This window comes from Streptomyces sp. NPDC001902, from assembly GCF_042891295.1.
Classification (GTDB): domain Bacteria; phylum Actinomycetota; class Actinomycetes; order Streptomycetales; family Streptomycetaceae; genus Actinacidiphila.
Window position 1 is genome coordinate 192,209 of the sequence record NZ_JBIATA010000013.1, and the last position, 12,730, is coordinate 204,938.

Sequence of the window (12,730 nt, forward strand, 5' to 3'; positions counted from 1 at the left end):
CCGGGTGGAACACCCCCGGACCCACGGGACGTAGCCGGGCCAAGGGGCCGGCGCGCCTAGCGACCCGGACGGGGCGACACAGATCGCGCAGGTGTCCCGGACGGTCGTGCTGGTCCTCCGCAGCGGCGCGTCGCCGCGACAACCACCTACCCGAGACCCCCGCAGGGCGGCGCCGCGGCCGGCGGGAGCGTTACGCGGGTTGCGTCGCGGACGCGGCGGTCTCCGTGTCGGCCGGGGTGCCGGAGGCGACGACCGTGGTCGTGCCCTGCTTCTTGGCGGTCTGGGCGACGAAGGCGCCCGCCAGTACGAGCGTTCCGCCGATGACCTGCGGCAGGGCGAGGTGCTCGCCCAGCAGCACCCACGCGAAGACGGTGCCGACCACCGCCTCCAGGCAGGCCACGACTCCGGCCACCTGCGGCGACAGCCGTCGTACGGCGACCACGCCGGTCAGGTAGGCGAGCACGGTGGCCACCAGCACGACCCAGCCGACGAGCAGGACCGCGGGCACGTCGGTCTCGCCGAGGGCCGCCTGCCGGGTGAGCACCGACCAGTCCATCGACCAGGGGCGGGAGACCGCGGTGAGCACGACGGCGCCGATGGCCAGGCCGTAGGCGATGACGGCGACCGGGTCCGGCGCGTCGTCGCCTTCGCTGCCGTGGTCGGCCAGGACGAAGTAGCTGACCTGGCAGCAGGCGGCGCCGAAGGCGAGCGCCAGGCCCAGCGGGTCGAAGGCGAGCCCGGACCACACCTCGACCACCGCGGCCATGCCGCCGACGGCGAGCACGACACCGATCGCCGCGGCCTTGCTGACCGCCTTGCGCTGGACGAAGCGCACCCAGCCGAGCAGCAGCGCGGGACCGAGGAACTCCACGAGGATCGCGACGCCGACCGGGATGCGGGAGATCGCCGCGAAGTAGAGCGTCTGGACGCCGGCGACGCCGAGCAGGCCGAAGCCGAGCAGCAGACCGGGGCGGCGCAGCAGGAGCGCCCGGTGCCGCAGCACCACGGGGAGCATGACGAGTGTGGCGCCGGTGACGCGCAACCACACCACGTGCAGCGGGTCGAGCCCCGCCTCGATCAGCGGCTTGGCCGCCACCCCCGAACCGCCGAACGCGAACGCGGACACCAGCGCAAGCCAGAGCCCGGCGTTCCTCCCCTGAGACACATGCATCGGGCCATGATGTCAGCTCGCGACAGGACCGTCATCCCTGTGGCGACTGTCGCCCTCGGTACGTGGCGGGCGCGGGCGCCCGGCCAGGACCGCCGGTTCGACCCCCGCCGACCTCAGCACCTGCGCCGCCCGGCTCCCCCGGTCGGCGACGAGCGCGGCGAGCAGGTCGGTGCCGTCGGCCCGCGGCACGCCCCGCTCCCCGGCGCGGACGGCGGCCGCACGCAGGGCCGCGGCGGCGGCCGGGCTCCAGCCGGGTGCGTCCACGGCGGTGAGCACGCTTCCGGCGCCCGGGTCCTCGACCGCATCCCGCCAGGCGATGCCGTAGCCGATGCTGCGCTGCGCGAGGTAGCCGAGGACGCGCGCCACCCGCCCGCCGCCGGCGGCGGCTCCCGTCGTACCGGCCGCGCCCGCCGCACCGTCCACGGCTTCCCGCGCCCGCGGGTCGGCCTCGAGGAGGGAGTGCAGGAGGTGCGCGGTGTCGACCTGCCGGTCCCCGTCCCTCGTGGCGCGCCGCCGGGCGGCGGCGGTCACGGTGCGCAGCTCGGCGCCGAGCCGCGAGTCGTTCCAGTGCACGCGGTCCACCCCATCAGACGGCACGCCCGGGCGGCATCGCCGCACGGTCCCATTCCGCCGTCCTGCGCTGGACGGGCACCCTCGTGCGCCGCGTCCTCCTCAGGGATGACGCCGTCCCCAGGACCAGACCGGGGCCGGACCCGGGCCGGGCGCCGCGGGCGGTTCAGTAGCGGACGTCGCTCTGCAGCAGCGGCGGGTACACCGAGGACGCCCGGCCGTCGACCGTGGTGCCCGCGAACTGCAGCATCGCCTGCAACTCGCCGTGCAGGGGCGCCGGGTAGCCCAGCACCGGGGCCGACACCTCGTCCAGCCGCCGCAGGTGCTCCGGGGCGAGGACCGTCTCGAGGCCCGCGAGGTTGTCCTCGAGGTGCTCCAGTCGCCGCGCGCCGACGATCGGCACGACGGTGCCCTCGCGGGCGCGCAGCCACGCCAGGGACACCGCCGCCGAGGTGGTCCCCAGTTCGTCGGCGACGGCGGCGACCTCCTCGATCACGGGGTACTCGTCCTCCCCGGGACCGCCCACGAACGAGGTGCGGGCGGAGTCGGCGACCGCGCCGCCGCGCCGGTACTTGCCGGACAGGAAGCCGTTCTTCAGCGGGCTCCACGGCACGAGCGCCATGCCCTGGTCGAGGGCGAGCGGGCCGAGTTCGCCCTCCACGGTGCGGGCCAGCAGCGAGTACTCGACCTGCAGCGCGATCAGCGGGGTCCACCCCTTCAGCAGCGCGGTGGTCTGGGCCTGCGCGGTCAGCCAGGCGGGGGTGTTGGAGAAGCCGATGTAGCGGATCTTGCCCGCGCGCACCAGGTCGTCGAGGGTGCGCATCGTCTCCTCGATCGGGGTGTGCCGGTCCCAGTTGTGCAGCCAGTACAGGTCCAGGTGGTCGGTGCGCAGGCGGCGCAGGGTCTCGTCGAGCTGGGCGACGATCGAACCGCGGCCCGCGCCGCCGCCGTTGGGGTCGCCGGGGAAGAGGTTGGTGAAGAACTTCGACGCCAGCACCACGTGCTCGCGCCGCCCGGGGTGGGCGGCGAACCAGTCGCCGAGGATCCGCTCCGAGTGGCCGTTGGTGTAGAAGTTCGCGGTGTCGATGAAGTTCCCGCCGCGGTCCAGGTAGGTCGCCAGGATCTTCTCCGACTCCTCGACGCTGCACCCGGCGCCGCCGGGGTCCTCGCCGAAGGTCATCGCGCCGAGGGCGAACGGGCTGACCCGCAGCCCCGATCGGCCGAGGGTGACGTAGTGGTCGAGCGGCATGGACGTGCTCCCTTGTGCGTCGGAATCTGTCCACTCCATGCAACGGGAGACGGCTCCGGCGGGGTAGACCGATCCTCGCGGGCTCTTGCCCGATCCTGCCGACTTCGCCCCGATCGGGCTTGCCGGGCCCCTGGAGGGGATGGTTCGGTGAAGTGTGCGCACCCCTTCCGACCTCCTGGACGAGGTCCGCGGCCTCATCTCGACCCACGCCCGGCCCGACCTGCGGACGCCCATCGACGGGCTGCTGCTCTCGCGGGTGGCGACCGCTCCGCCCGACTACTCGCTGACCGAACCGCTGCTGGTCGTCATGGCCCGGGGCGGCAAGCGCCTGCTGCTCGGCGACGAGGTGCACGACTACCGGGCGGGGCAGTACCTCGTGGTCACCGCGGTCCTGCCGGTCACCGGCCACTACGTGGACATGGGCCCGCGGCACCCCGCGCTGGGCATGGGGCTGGTCCTGCGCGCGGCCGCCATCGCCCCGCTGCTGCTGGAGGCACCGCCCGGGCGCCGGGCCCGAGCCGCGTCCGCCCCGCCCGCGATCGCGACCGGTGAAGCCGGACCCGACCTCCTCGACGCCGTCGTGCGGCTGCTGCGGCTGCTCGACCACCCCGCGGACGCCCCCGTGCTCGCCCCGATGATCGAACGGGAGATCCTCTGGCGGCTGCTCACCGGCCCCCACGGCGCCATGGTCCGTCAGATCGGCCTGGCCGACAGCGGCCTGTCGCAGGTCAGCCGGGCCATCCACTGGATCCGTGACCACTACGATGAGCCCCTGCGGATCGAGGACCTCGCCCGTCTCGCCGGCATGAGCCCCTCCGCCTTCCACCGGCACTTCCGCGCCGTCACGACCATGAGCCCCCTGCAGTTCCAGAAACGCATCCGCCTCCAGGAGGCCCGCTCGCTCCTCGTGGCCCGGCCCGAGGACGTCGCGGCCGTCGGCCATGTCGTCGGCTACGCCAGCCCCACCCAGTTCAACCGCGAGTACCGCCGGCTGTTCGGCGCCCCGCCGGGCCGGGACGCCGCCCGCGTCCGCACCGCTTCCGGCCCGGCGGGGGTGCGGCACCTGCCGTGAGGCCTCAGGGCCAGAGCAGTCCTCGTGTCCAGCCACCGGGGGCGGCGGGGTCGCGGGTGTAGCGGAGGCGGACGTGGCCCTGGGCGGGGGCGGCCTGCCAGAACTCGGCCTCGTCGGCGACGAGCCGGTAGACGGTGTGGCCCTCGGGCACGTCGTCGGGGTGGGCGGCGACGTGCCCGGTGGCCCGGCGCCGGGCCTCCTCGTACGCGGCGCGCCCCTGCATCGGGGCGCTCATCTCGCCCGTGAAGCCGGCGATCCGGGAGGCCTCGCGGCGGCCGAGGAAGTCGCGGCGGGCGGTGGCGCGGTCCAGGGTCTCGACCGGCCCGGTCACCCGGATCTGCCGACCGTGCCGCGGCCAGTACCAGGTGAGCGCGGCGTGGGGGCGGTCCGCCAGGTCGCGGCCCTTGCGGCTGGCCGCGTCCGAGGCGAAGTCGAAAGCGGGACGGTCGAGGTCGACGCCGCGCAGCATGAGCACCCGTGCCGAGGGCCGGCCGGCGGCGTCCGCCGTGCTGAGGGTCATGACGTGCGGCTCCGGGACGCCGTCGTCGAGGGCGTACGCCAGCCAGCGGGCGAACAGCGGCCCGGGTTCGGGTCCGGCGGTCGCGGGGTCGAAGGACGGGAGGGGTCCGCCGAGGACGGGCGCGGAGCGCATGCGCTCCCGGAGGGCGTCGGCGGTCACGGGTGCCTGGTCGTCGGTCACGCACCGATCCTGGCATGCGGCCGCCCGGCGCACCGCGGTCGCGCGGTGCGCCGGGCGGCGGCGGTGGGGCCGTCAGGCCGGGAGGTGGAACTGCTGGTTGGTGCCGCCCGCGCAGGTCCAGATCTGCAGCCGGGCGCCGTTGGCGGTGGACTTGTCGGTGACGTCCAGGCACTTGCCGGAGGCGGGGTTGACCAGGGTGTCCCCGCTGCCGCGCTGCCACACCTGGGCGCCGGTGCCGTTGCAGTCGTACAGCTGGACCTTGGTGCCGTTGGCGGTGCCGGCGGCGGTGAGGTCCATGCACTTGCCGAGGGCGCGCAGCGTGCCGTCGCTGCCCACCGTCCACTGCTGCGCGGTGGTGCCGTTGCAGTCGTACATCTGGACGGCGGTGCCGTTGGCGCTGCTCGCGGCGGCGATGTCGACGCACTTGCCGCCGAGGCCGGTGATCTGGCCGGTGGATCCGGTGGGCGGCGGGGTCGTGCCGCCGCCGGTCACGGTGTTGAAGACGGAGGAGAACTGCCAGGCGCTCTGCGAGGTGCCGCTGCAGCTGTCGGAGAGCTGCCCGTTGGTGGCGCAGGCCTTGTCGCGGCCGAGCGCCCAGAAGGCGAGCTCCTGGATGCCCTTGGCCTTGGCGAAGTCGGCGAGCGTGGTGGCGTTGCCGGTGGTGAAGATCTCGCTGGTGTCGTCGTTGACCCCGATCATCGGGGTGTTGCCCTCCATCGCCCACAGCTGGGCGTCGGACTTCTCCGGCCAGATGGCGCCGAGCTGGCCGCGCAGGGCGGTGGCGGCGTCGGTGGCCGCCTTGCCCATGTCGCGGGTCCCGTCGTAGTAGTCCATCGTCATGATGTTGACGAGGTTGACGTTCAGCCCGTTGCTCTTGGCATTGGAGAGCAGCTTCGTCCCGTTGTCGTCCAGGCCGTTCGGCATGGACGGCAGGGTGTACTGGACGTCGAGCTTGCGCCCCGCGGCCGCGTACTCCTGCTGGAGCTGGGCGAGCGCCTTGTTGCGGCGGTCGTTCGCCGCGGTGTTGGCGATCGCGCTGCCCTCGACGTCCAGGTCGACGCGGGTGAGGTTGAGGGCGTCGACGACCTTCTTGTACTGGGCCTTGAGCGCGGACACGGTCGTACAGGAGAGGCCGATCTCGGTGCCGGAGGCACCGCCGAAGGAGACGATGACGTCGCCGCCGGCGGCCCGCAGGGAGTTGACCGCGGAGGTCCAGCCGGCGTCGGTGACGGGCGTGTCGCCGTTGAACATGGCGTTGCAGCCGCCGCCGTCGATGACGAAGGCGAGGGTGAAGTACTTCAGGCCCGTCGCGTTACGGGCGTTCGTCATCGCCGAGGGCGAGTTCCAGGTCTCGACGTAGGGCGCGGCGTAGTGGGCGGGGAAGCCGGGGCCGGGGTTGGCGGCGGCGCTCGCGGAGCCGCCGGTGGCGACGACGGCGGTGGCGGCCATCGCGAGGACGGCGGGGGCCGCGGCGAGGGCTCTGACGGCGGATTTCAGCACGGGACGGCTCCTTCGTGTGCGCACCCGGGGTGCACGTCGTGGGGGGCAAGCCGTTGAAGGGGGTGGGACAGCGGGGTGGGGGGATCTGGACAGGCTGTTCATGTAGGTGAACATCGCTTCACTACGTGAACAGCTGATGGCCGATGACGGTATGGACTAGACCAGCCCTGCGTCAAGCCCCCCGCACCGACGGTTCGTTGGGCGCCGCGATGACCGCGGGAGGGCTCGCGGGCATGCCTGGGGGCGGGGTCGCCGCCGCCCGCCGTGCGGACGGCGGCGGCCCCGCCGGTCGTCGTCCGGCCGGGGTCAGGGACCGGAGACGAGGTTGGCCACGTTGTTCGCGGAGTTGGACGGGCCTCCGCTGTTGTTGATGACGTGGCTGATCGTGCCCGTGCCGCCGAGGGAGACCGTCACCATGTCGTGGAAGCGGACCCCGGACACCGCGGGGACCTCGAAGGCCCGGTCGGCGACGACGGACGGGTTGACGTTGAAGTAGCAGTAACTGCCCAGGCCCCAGGCCTCGTGACTGGTCACCGAGGGGCTGACCTTGTAGGCGTCGTAGCCGCGGGTGGAACCGTTCATCCAGGCGGCCTGGTTGGGCGGGTCGTACGGCATCTCGTTCTGGAAGAAGTACGTGCGGCCGCCGTTGCCGTTCCAGATCACCTGGTGCTGCTGGTAGTGCTCGACGAACAGCCCGTACATCGTCACGTTCGTGCCGTTGACGATCAGGCCGTTGGCGGCGGTGTTGCTGTTCCAGCCCACCCCGCTGCCGTGGTCGGCGCGCCACAGCCACATGTGGTCGCCGATGACGTCCGAGCTGTTGACCACCAGGCTCTGGGTGGCCTTGCCGACGCCCGCGCCGCCGATGCGGAAGAAGACGTCGTGCAGCGAGGTCGGGTCGGCGGTGTGCCGCGCGGACGAGCCGGCCGGGCCGACCTGCATCAGGGTCTGCGAGTTGGTCGTGCCCGCGTCGATGAGCAGTCCGGCGATCTTGACCCCGTCGACGTCGGCGACGTTCACCGCGGTGATGCCGTTGTCCGGGATGACGGTGGCCAGGCCCAGGCCCAGGACGACGGTGTCGGCACGGTTGATGTTGAGCGTCTGGTTGAGGTGGTAGACGCCGGGCGTGAACAGCAGGTTCTTGCCCTGGGCGAGCGCGCCGTTGATGTCGGTGGCGGTGGCGCCTGGCTTGACGACGAAGAACTGGTCGATCGGCAGCGAACTGCCGGCCGGGCTGCCGCCCGCCCAGGTCGTGCCCTGGGTGTTGGTGCGCAGCGCCGGGACGAAGACCTTGTACGCGCCGGCGGAGTCCACGTACAGGAACGGCTTCTCACGCGTCACCGGCGACTGCGCGACCGTGGTGTACGGCGGGCTCGGGAAGGTGTTCGCGGGGGCGTTGACGTCACCGACGAAGACCATGTTCCAGTTGGAGCCCGTCCAACTGCCCCACTGGCTGTTCCGCGACAGCCACTGCTGCTGGGAACCGGAACGCACCTGGCCGTCGATCTTGGAGTCGGCGATCAGGCCGCCGCTGGACCAGCCGCCGTCGTCCAGCTGCAGGTTGCCCCGGACGTGCATGCGCCGGTACGGGGCCGCCTGCGAGACCGCCCAGCGGTCGGTGCCGCCGGTCGGGTTGACGGAGAGGTTCTCCGCGGAGCGCCAGAAGTTCTGGGTGGCGTTGCCCTGGAACCAGTCGGCCTCGGCGTGGACCGCGCCGTTGATCGTCACGTCGTCCGGCGACAGGCCCAGGCCCGCGACCTGGGTGTAGAAGCCGACGTTGGCGTCGACGCTGTAGCTGCCGGGCTTGAAGAGCAGGGCGTAGCGCTGGGAGCCGAACTGGTTGGACTCCTGCTGGCCGAAGACCTGGCTGAGCCGGCTCTGGATGGCGGCCGAGGACATCGACGGGTCGAAGACCGAGACGTTGGGCCCGAGGTCGGGGGTGCCCGGCGGGTTCTGCGGGGTGTCGGTGGAGCCGAGGCTGAAGGACTGCGCGGCGGTGCCGTTGCAGGTGTACTGCTGGATGCGCGCGCTGTCGGCGGTGGAGGCGGCGGGCACGTCCAGGCACTTGCCGCTGTTGCGGTTCACGAAGTGGTACGTCCCGCCGGTCTCCTCGACCGGCAGCCACTGCTGGTTGGCCCCGCCCGAGTACGACCAGAGCTGGACCGGTGCGCCGTCCGCCGTGGAGACGTCGGTGACGTCCCAGGACTTGGCCGCGTCGTTGCGGTTGTTGACCCGGACGTAGCCGTCGCCGGTCGCCTGGAACTGCCACTGCTGCGCGGTCGTGCCGTTGCACGCGTACTGCTGGACCGCGGTGCCGTCGGCGGTGCCCGCGGCGGCGGCGTCGACGCACTTGCCGCTGTGCTTGGCGGCGACGGTCACCCAGCCGGTGGGGAGGGAGGCGGCCTGGGCCTGCGGGGCGGTCAGCACGACGGCCGACAGGCCCGAGGCGAACAGCGCGCCGAGCGCGAGCGGTGCGACGCGGCGCCGGACCCGGCCGCGTCCGGGGACGCCGCGGGACGGCGCTCCGAGGGTTCTCATGGAGGACTCCTGTGCCGCGCGGGGCGCGGCGCCGTGGGGGGGTGTGAGCGGGCATGCCGAAGCAGGCGACGGCATGACGTGGCATGACGGAGGTGGGGGGTGGCCGGGCGCACGCGCCCGGCCAATGCGACAGCAGCTCAAAGGTCGGATCGACCTTTCTTCACGGCGTGAAGTTAGGCTTCCGCAGCGGACACGTCAAGAGGTCGCGCTACGGATTTCAAACGCCGCCGGATGCGTGGTGGTGCCTCAACTCGATCTGCGAGCACGGCATTTGTGCAGCTGGCAGCCGATGCGACACGGTGCGGCGCGGTGCGGCCGGCAGGCGCCGCCACATCCCGGCCGGACAACACTTGAAGGCGCCGGTCCGGCCGGGCCACCCCTCGGGAACCGCCCCGCCGGACCCCCCGCCCGGACCTGCTGATCAACGACCGCCACCTGGGCGGACCGTACTGGTCTGTACCAAAGTCTTGACTGCACCCTTCCTTCACTCCTTAAATCACGAGTTGAACAAGGCCTCCCCACCGCCTCCCCCCACCCCGCTCCCCCACCGGCGCCCCCCACACGCGCCCGCCGACCGGGAAGGACCTCCCCCCATGACCCGTGCCACGAGCGCCGCGAGGCGCGCCGCCGCCCGCCTGTTACTGCTGCTCGCCGTCCTCCTGGGCGCCGTCGCCGCACCGGCCACGTCCGCCCCCGCCGCCGCCCCCTTCAAGGTGCTGGCGTTCTACAACGGCACCTGGGACGCGGCCCACATCAACTTCGTCAAGGAAGCCAACCAGTGGTTCCCGCAGGCGGGCGCCGCCAACGGCTTCACGTACACCTCGACGACCAACTGGAACCTGCTGACCGACGCGAACGCGCTGAAGCAGTACCAGGTCGTCCTCTTCCTCGACGACGCCCCGCAGAGCGCCGCCCAGCGCTCCGGCTTCGAGACCTACATGCGCGGCGGCGGCGCCTGGATGGGCTTCCACGTCTCGGCCTGGACCGACAACGCACAGAGCTGGCCCTGGTACTACAACCAGTTCCTCGGCAGCGGGAACTTCCGCTCCAACACCTGGGGCCCCACCACCGCCGTGCTGCGCGTCGAGGACCGCACCCACCCCTCCACCACGCACCTGCCCGCGACGTTCACCTCGTCGGTGAGCGAGTGGTACAGCTGGAGCAACGACCTGCGCAACAACCCGGACATCGACGTCCTGGCGTCCGTCGACCCGGTCAGCTTCCCCTTGGGCACCGACCCGAACCAGTCGTGGTACAGCGGCTACTACCCGATCCTGTGGACCAACACCAAGTACCGCATGCTGTACGCCAACTTCGGGCACAACGCGATGAACTACGACACCAACACCCCCCTGTCGTCGACCTTCGCCAGCGCCACCCAGAACACCTTCCTCCTCGACGGCCTCAAGTGGCTGGGCACCGGCTCCACGGGTGACCCCGCCCCCACCGACCCGATCTCCGAGACCTCCTGGTACTCCCTGGTCAACGCCGGCAGCGGCCGCTGCGTGGACGCCCGCGCCGCCGCCACGGCCAACGGCACCGCGATCCAGCAGTACACCTGCAACTCCACCACCGCGCAGGACTTCCGCGTGCTGTCCACCGACAGCGGCTACACGCGCCTGGCCGCCCGCAACGACACCACGAAGGCCGTGGACGTCACGGACGTCTCCACCGCCGACAACGCCACGCTCCAGCTGTGGACGTACGGCGGCGGCGCCAACCAGCAGTGGAAGCCCGTCGCCGAGTCCGGCGGCCGCTACCACTTCACCGCCCGGCACAGCGGCAAGTGCCTCACCGCCCCCACCGGCGACCCGAGCGGCACCCAGCTGGTCCAGCGCCCCTGCGACGGCTCCGCCGCGCAGTCCTTCCAGCTCGTCGTCCGTCCCTGACCCGGGCGACGGGATCACGGTGCCGCCCCGCCCCCACGAGGGCCGGGGCGGCACCTCCGCGTCAGCGGAAGGCCGCCGCGTGGCGGGCGGCCCAGGCGGCGAAGGGCCGCGCCGGACGCCCGAGCAACGCCTCGGCGTCGGGGCCGACCCTCTGTTCGGCGGGCAGCGGCTCACCCAGGATGTCCAGCGTCCCGTCCGCCACGGGCTCCGGCATGAAGCGCAGCATCCCCTCACGGGCCTGCTCGCGGCTGAGTTCGACGAAGCGCAGCGGGACTGCGAGTTCCCCGCCGAGCACCTCCGCCTGCCGGCGCGGGGAGACCGCTTCGGGCCCGGTCAGCACGTAGGTCCGGCCCGCGTGGGACCCCTCGCGGAGGACGACCGCGGCGGCGTCGGCGACGTCCGCGGGATCGACGACCGGCAGCGCCACGTCCGCGAAGGGCGCGGCCACCGTGCGCGCGGTGCGCACCGAGTCCGCCCACGCCAGGGCGTTGGAGGCGAGGCCGCCCGAGCGCAGGACCGTCCAGTCCACGCCGGAGCCGCGGACCGCGGCCTCGAAGGCCCGCAGCGGCTCGTGGGAGACCGCGTCCGGCCGGGTCCCCGCCACCTGAGAGGAGAGCAGGACGATGCGTCGCACCCCGCTGTCCCGGGCGGCCGCCACCAGGTCGTGCGGCCGCGCCCGCGGCCCCAGCAGCTCCCCCGCCACCAGCAGGAACAGCGCCTTCGCGCCGGCGAGGGCGGGCCGCAGCCCCTCCGGCGACGCGAGGTCGACGGTTACGTGACGTACGCCGGCGGGCAACCGGTCGTCCGCGGGAGCCCGGCGCGAGAGGGCCGTCACGGGCTCGCCCGCCGCCGCCAGTGCCCGTACGAGAGGGCGTCCGACGTTCCCGGTGGCCCCTGTCACTGCGATCATCTCCGGCTCCGTTCCGGTCCGTTGGTCAACGACCCGGCGAAGCTAACACCGTGGATATAGTAGGTACCTACAGGATAGTGACTATCCCCCAAGCCCCCAGGAAGCCCCCAGGAAGCCCCAAGGAAGCCCCAGGGAGCCGCCATGAACGCCGAGACCGCGCACCGCGACGCCGCCCCCGTCCCGACCCCTCGCGAAGGCCCCTCCCGCACCGCCGACCCGGCACTCGCCTGCCCCATCGGCCCGGTCGTGGACCTCGTCTTCAGCCGCTGGACGACACCGGTGCTGTGGAGCCTGCACGCCCATGGCCGGCAGCGGTTCGTCGAACTGCAGCGCCGGATCGGCGGGATCACCCCGAAGGTGCTGACGCAGCGCCTGCGCCAACTGGAGCGCGACGGACTGGTGGTCCGCACCTATCACCCGGAGGTCCCACCACGGGTCGAGTACGAGATCAGCGAGCTGGGGCGCAGCCTGGCGCCCCTGTTCGCGACGCTCGCACGCTGGTCGGACGCCCACCTGGACGAGGTGGAACAGGCGCGCGCGGCGTACGACGGCCCGATGCCCTGAGGAACGGCCGGCACCCCACAGCAGTTCTGACGGTTCATCAGTATTGAAACTTCCGGTCGAGGCGGTTACGTTCCGCTCACTCGCCGACACAAGGGAGTGTGGTCGTATGGCCGAGGTCTCCGCACAGGCCCGCATCGCGGCTCCGGCCGAGAAGGTCTGGCGCACCCTCACCGACTTCAGCTCGCACACGCAGTGGAGCACCACGCACACCGGCTTCCCCGACGGCGGTCCGGAGCCGTTGGAGACGGGCGCGACCTACCGGGAGAACATGAAGCTGATGGGCTTCCCGGCCGAGGTGAACTGGGAGGTCACGTCCGTGGACCCCGGGCGGGGGTTCGAGATCGCCGGCAAGGGCCCGATGGCCGTGGACCTGCTGACCCGCTACAGCCTCACGCCGGACGGCGACCAGACCGACGTCCGCATCGACGGCGCCTTCAACGGCGCGGCCGTCGCCCTCATGGCGGGCAAGCTCAAGGACACCGCCACCGCCGCGCTCAACGAGTCGCTGCGCAAGCTCGCCGGTCTCGTCGAGTAGCCCGGGACGCCCCGGAGGCCGGGGACCGCGGG

General features: G+C 72.7%; 11 protein-coding genes. 4 read left to right on the forward strand and 7 right to left on the reverse strand.

Annotated elements, in window-relative coordinates; translation table 11 throughout:
- Positions 1-190: 190 nt before the first annotated feature.
- From ACFYYN_RS22380 to ACFYYN_RS22390, 3 genes are all read right to left on the reverse strand, one after another.
- Positions 191-1,171 (reverse strand): EamA family transporter, encoded by a 981-nt coding sequence (locus ACFYYN_RS22380; protein ID WP_500547235.1) that lies wholly within the window; start codon positions 1,169-1,171, stop codon positions 191-193.
- Positions 1,172-1,183: 12 nt separating this feature from the next.
- Positions 1,184-1,744 carry a peptidase gene (locus ACFYYN_RS22385; protein WP_500547236.1) on the reverse strand — a complete coding sequence of 187 codons (561 nt, stop codon included), beginning with the start codon at positions 1,742-1,744 and terminating at the stop codon, positions 1,184-1,186.
- Between the two features lie 163 nt (positions 1,745-1,907).
- Positions 1,908-2,990, reverse strand: a complete 1,083-nt coding sequence (locus tag ACFYYN_RS22390; protein WP_500547237.1) for an aldo/keto reductase — start codon at positions 2,988-2,990, stop codon at positions 1,908-1,910.
- 154 nt (positions 2,991-3,144) lie between these two features.
- Between ACFYYN_RS22390 and ACFYYN_RS22395 the strand changes: the two genes are divergently transcribed.
- The gene (locus tag ACFYYN_RS22395) at positions 3,145-4,062 is read left to right on the forward strand and encodes an AraC family transcriptional regulator (protein ID WP_500547238.1); all 918 of its coding nucleotides are present in this window, start codon (positions 3,145-3,147) and stop codon (positions 4,060-4,062) included.
- Between the two features lie 4 nt (positions 4,063-4,066).
- Here the strand turns inward: ACFYYN_RS22395 and ACFYYN_RS22400 are convergent, their stop codons facing one another.
- The 3 genes from ACFYYN_RS22400 to ACFYYN_RS22410 all read right to left on the reverse strand — a co-directional run bounded on the left by ACFYYN_RS22400 (position 4,067) and on the right by ACFYYN_RS22410 (position 8,800).
- Entirely contained in the window at positions 4,067-4,762 is a 696-nt protein-coding gene (locus ACFYYN_RS22400) for a pyridoxine/pyridoxamine 5'-phosphate oxidase (protein WP_500547239.1), read from the reverse strand.
- 72 nt (positions 4,763-4,834) lie between these two features.
- The gene (locus ACFYYN_RS22405; RefSeq protein WP_500547240.1) at positions 4,835-6,262 is read right to left on the reverse strand and encodes an RICIN domain-containing protein; all 1,428 of its coding nucleotides are present in this window, start codon (positions 6,260-6,262) and stop codon (positions 4,835-4,837) included.
- A 306-nt stretch (positions 6,263-6,568) separates the two neighbouring features.
- Positions 6,569-8,800: a pectate lyase-like domain-containing protein gene (locus tag ACFYYN_RS22410; protein WP_500547241.1), complete on the reverse strand. Its 2,232-nt coding sequence runs from the start codon at positions 8,798-8,800 to the stop codon at positions 6,569-6,571.
- Between the two features lie 593 nt (positions 8,801-9,393).
- On the opposite strand from ACFYYN_RS22410, the gene ACFYYN_RS22415 reads away from it, so the two are divergent.
- A complete protein-coding gene (locus ACFYYN_RS22415) occupies positions 9,394-10,689 on the forward strand; it encodes a ThuA domain-containing protein (protein ID WP_500547242.1) in 1,296 nt (431 codons plus the stop codon).
- A gap of 61 nt (positions 10,690-10,750) precedes the next feature.
- On the opposite strand, the gene ACFYYN_RS22420 is transcribed toward ACFYYN_RS22415, so the two are convergent.
- On the reverse strand, positions 10,751-11,599 hold the full coding sequence (locus ACFYYN_RS22420; RefSeq protein WP_500547243.1) for an SDR family oxidoreductase: 849 nt from the start codon (positions 11,597-11,599) through the stop codon (positions 10,751-10,753).
- A 141-nt stretch (positions 11,600-11,740) separates the two neighbouring features.
- On the opposite strand from ACFYYN_RS22420, the gene ACFYYN_RS22425 reads away from it, so the two are divergent.
- Positions 11,741-12,163, forward strand: a complete 423-nt coding sequence (locus ACFYYN_RS22425; RefSeq protein WP_500325155.1) for a winged helix-turn-helix transcriptional regulator — start codon at positions 11,741-11,743, stop codon at positions 12,161-12,163.
- A gap of 106 nt (positions 12,164-12,269) precedes the next feature.
- Positions 12,270-12,698 (forward strand): type II toxin-antitoxin system Rv0910 family toxin, encoded by a 429-nt coding sequence (locus tag ACFYYN_RS22430; protein ID WP_499510516.1) that lies wholly within the window; start codon positions 12,270-12,272, stop codon positions 12,696-12,698.
- Positions 12,699-12,730: the final 32 nt, after the last annotated feature.

Coding starts and splice junctions, on each gene's coding strand:
- ACFYYN_RS22425 (WP_500325155.1), top strand. CDS start 11,741: ATGAACGCCGAGACCGCGCACCGCGACGCCGCCCCCGTCCCGACCCCT.
- ACFYYN_RS22430 (WP_499510516.1), top strand. CDS start 12,270: ATGGCCGAGGTCTCCGCACAGGCCCGCATCGCGGCTCCGGCCGAGAAG.
- ACFYYN_RS22420 (WP_500547243.1), bottom strand. CDS start 11,599: ATGATCGCAGTGACAGGGGCCACCGGGAACGTCGGACGCCCTCTCGTA.
- ACFYYN_RS22380 (WP_500547235.1), bottom strand. CDS start 1,171: ATGCATGTGTCTCAGGGGAGGAACGCCGGGCTCTGGCTTGCGCTGGTG.
- ACFYYN_RS22410 (WP_500547241.1), bottom strand. CDS start 8,800: ATGAGAACCCTCGGAGCGCCGTCCCGCGGCGTCCCCGGACGCGGCCGG.
- ACFYYN_RS22415 (WP_500547242.1), top strand. CDS start 9,394: ATGACCCGTGCCACGAGCGCCGCGAGGCGCGCCGCCGCCCGCCTGTTA.
- ACFYYN_RS22390 (WP_500547237.1), bottom strand. CDS start 2,990: ATGCCGCTCGACCACTACGTCACCCTCGGCCGATCGGGGCTGCGGGTC.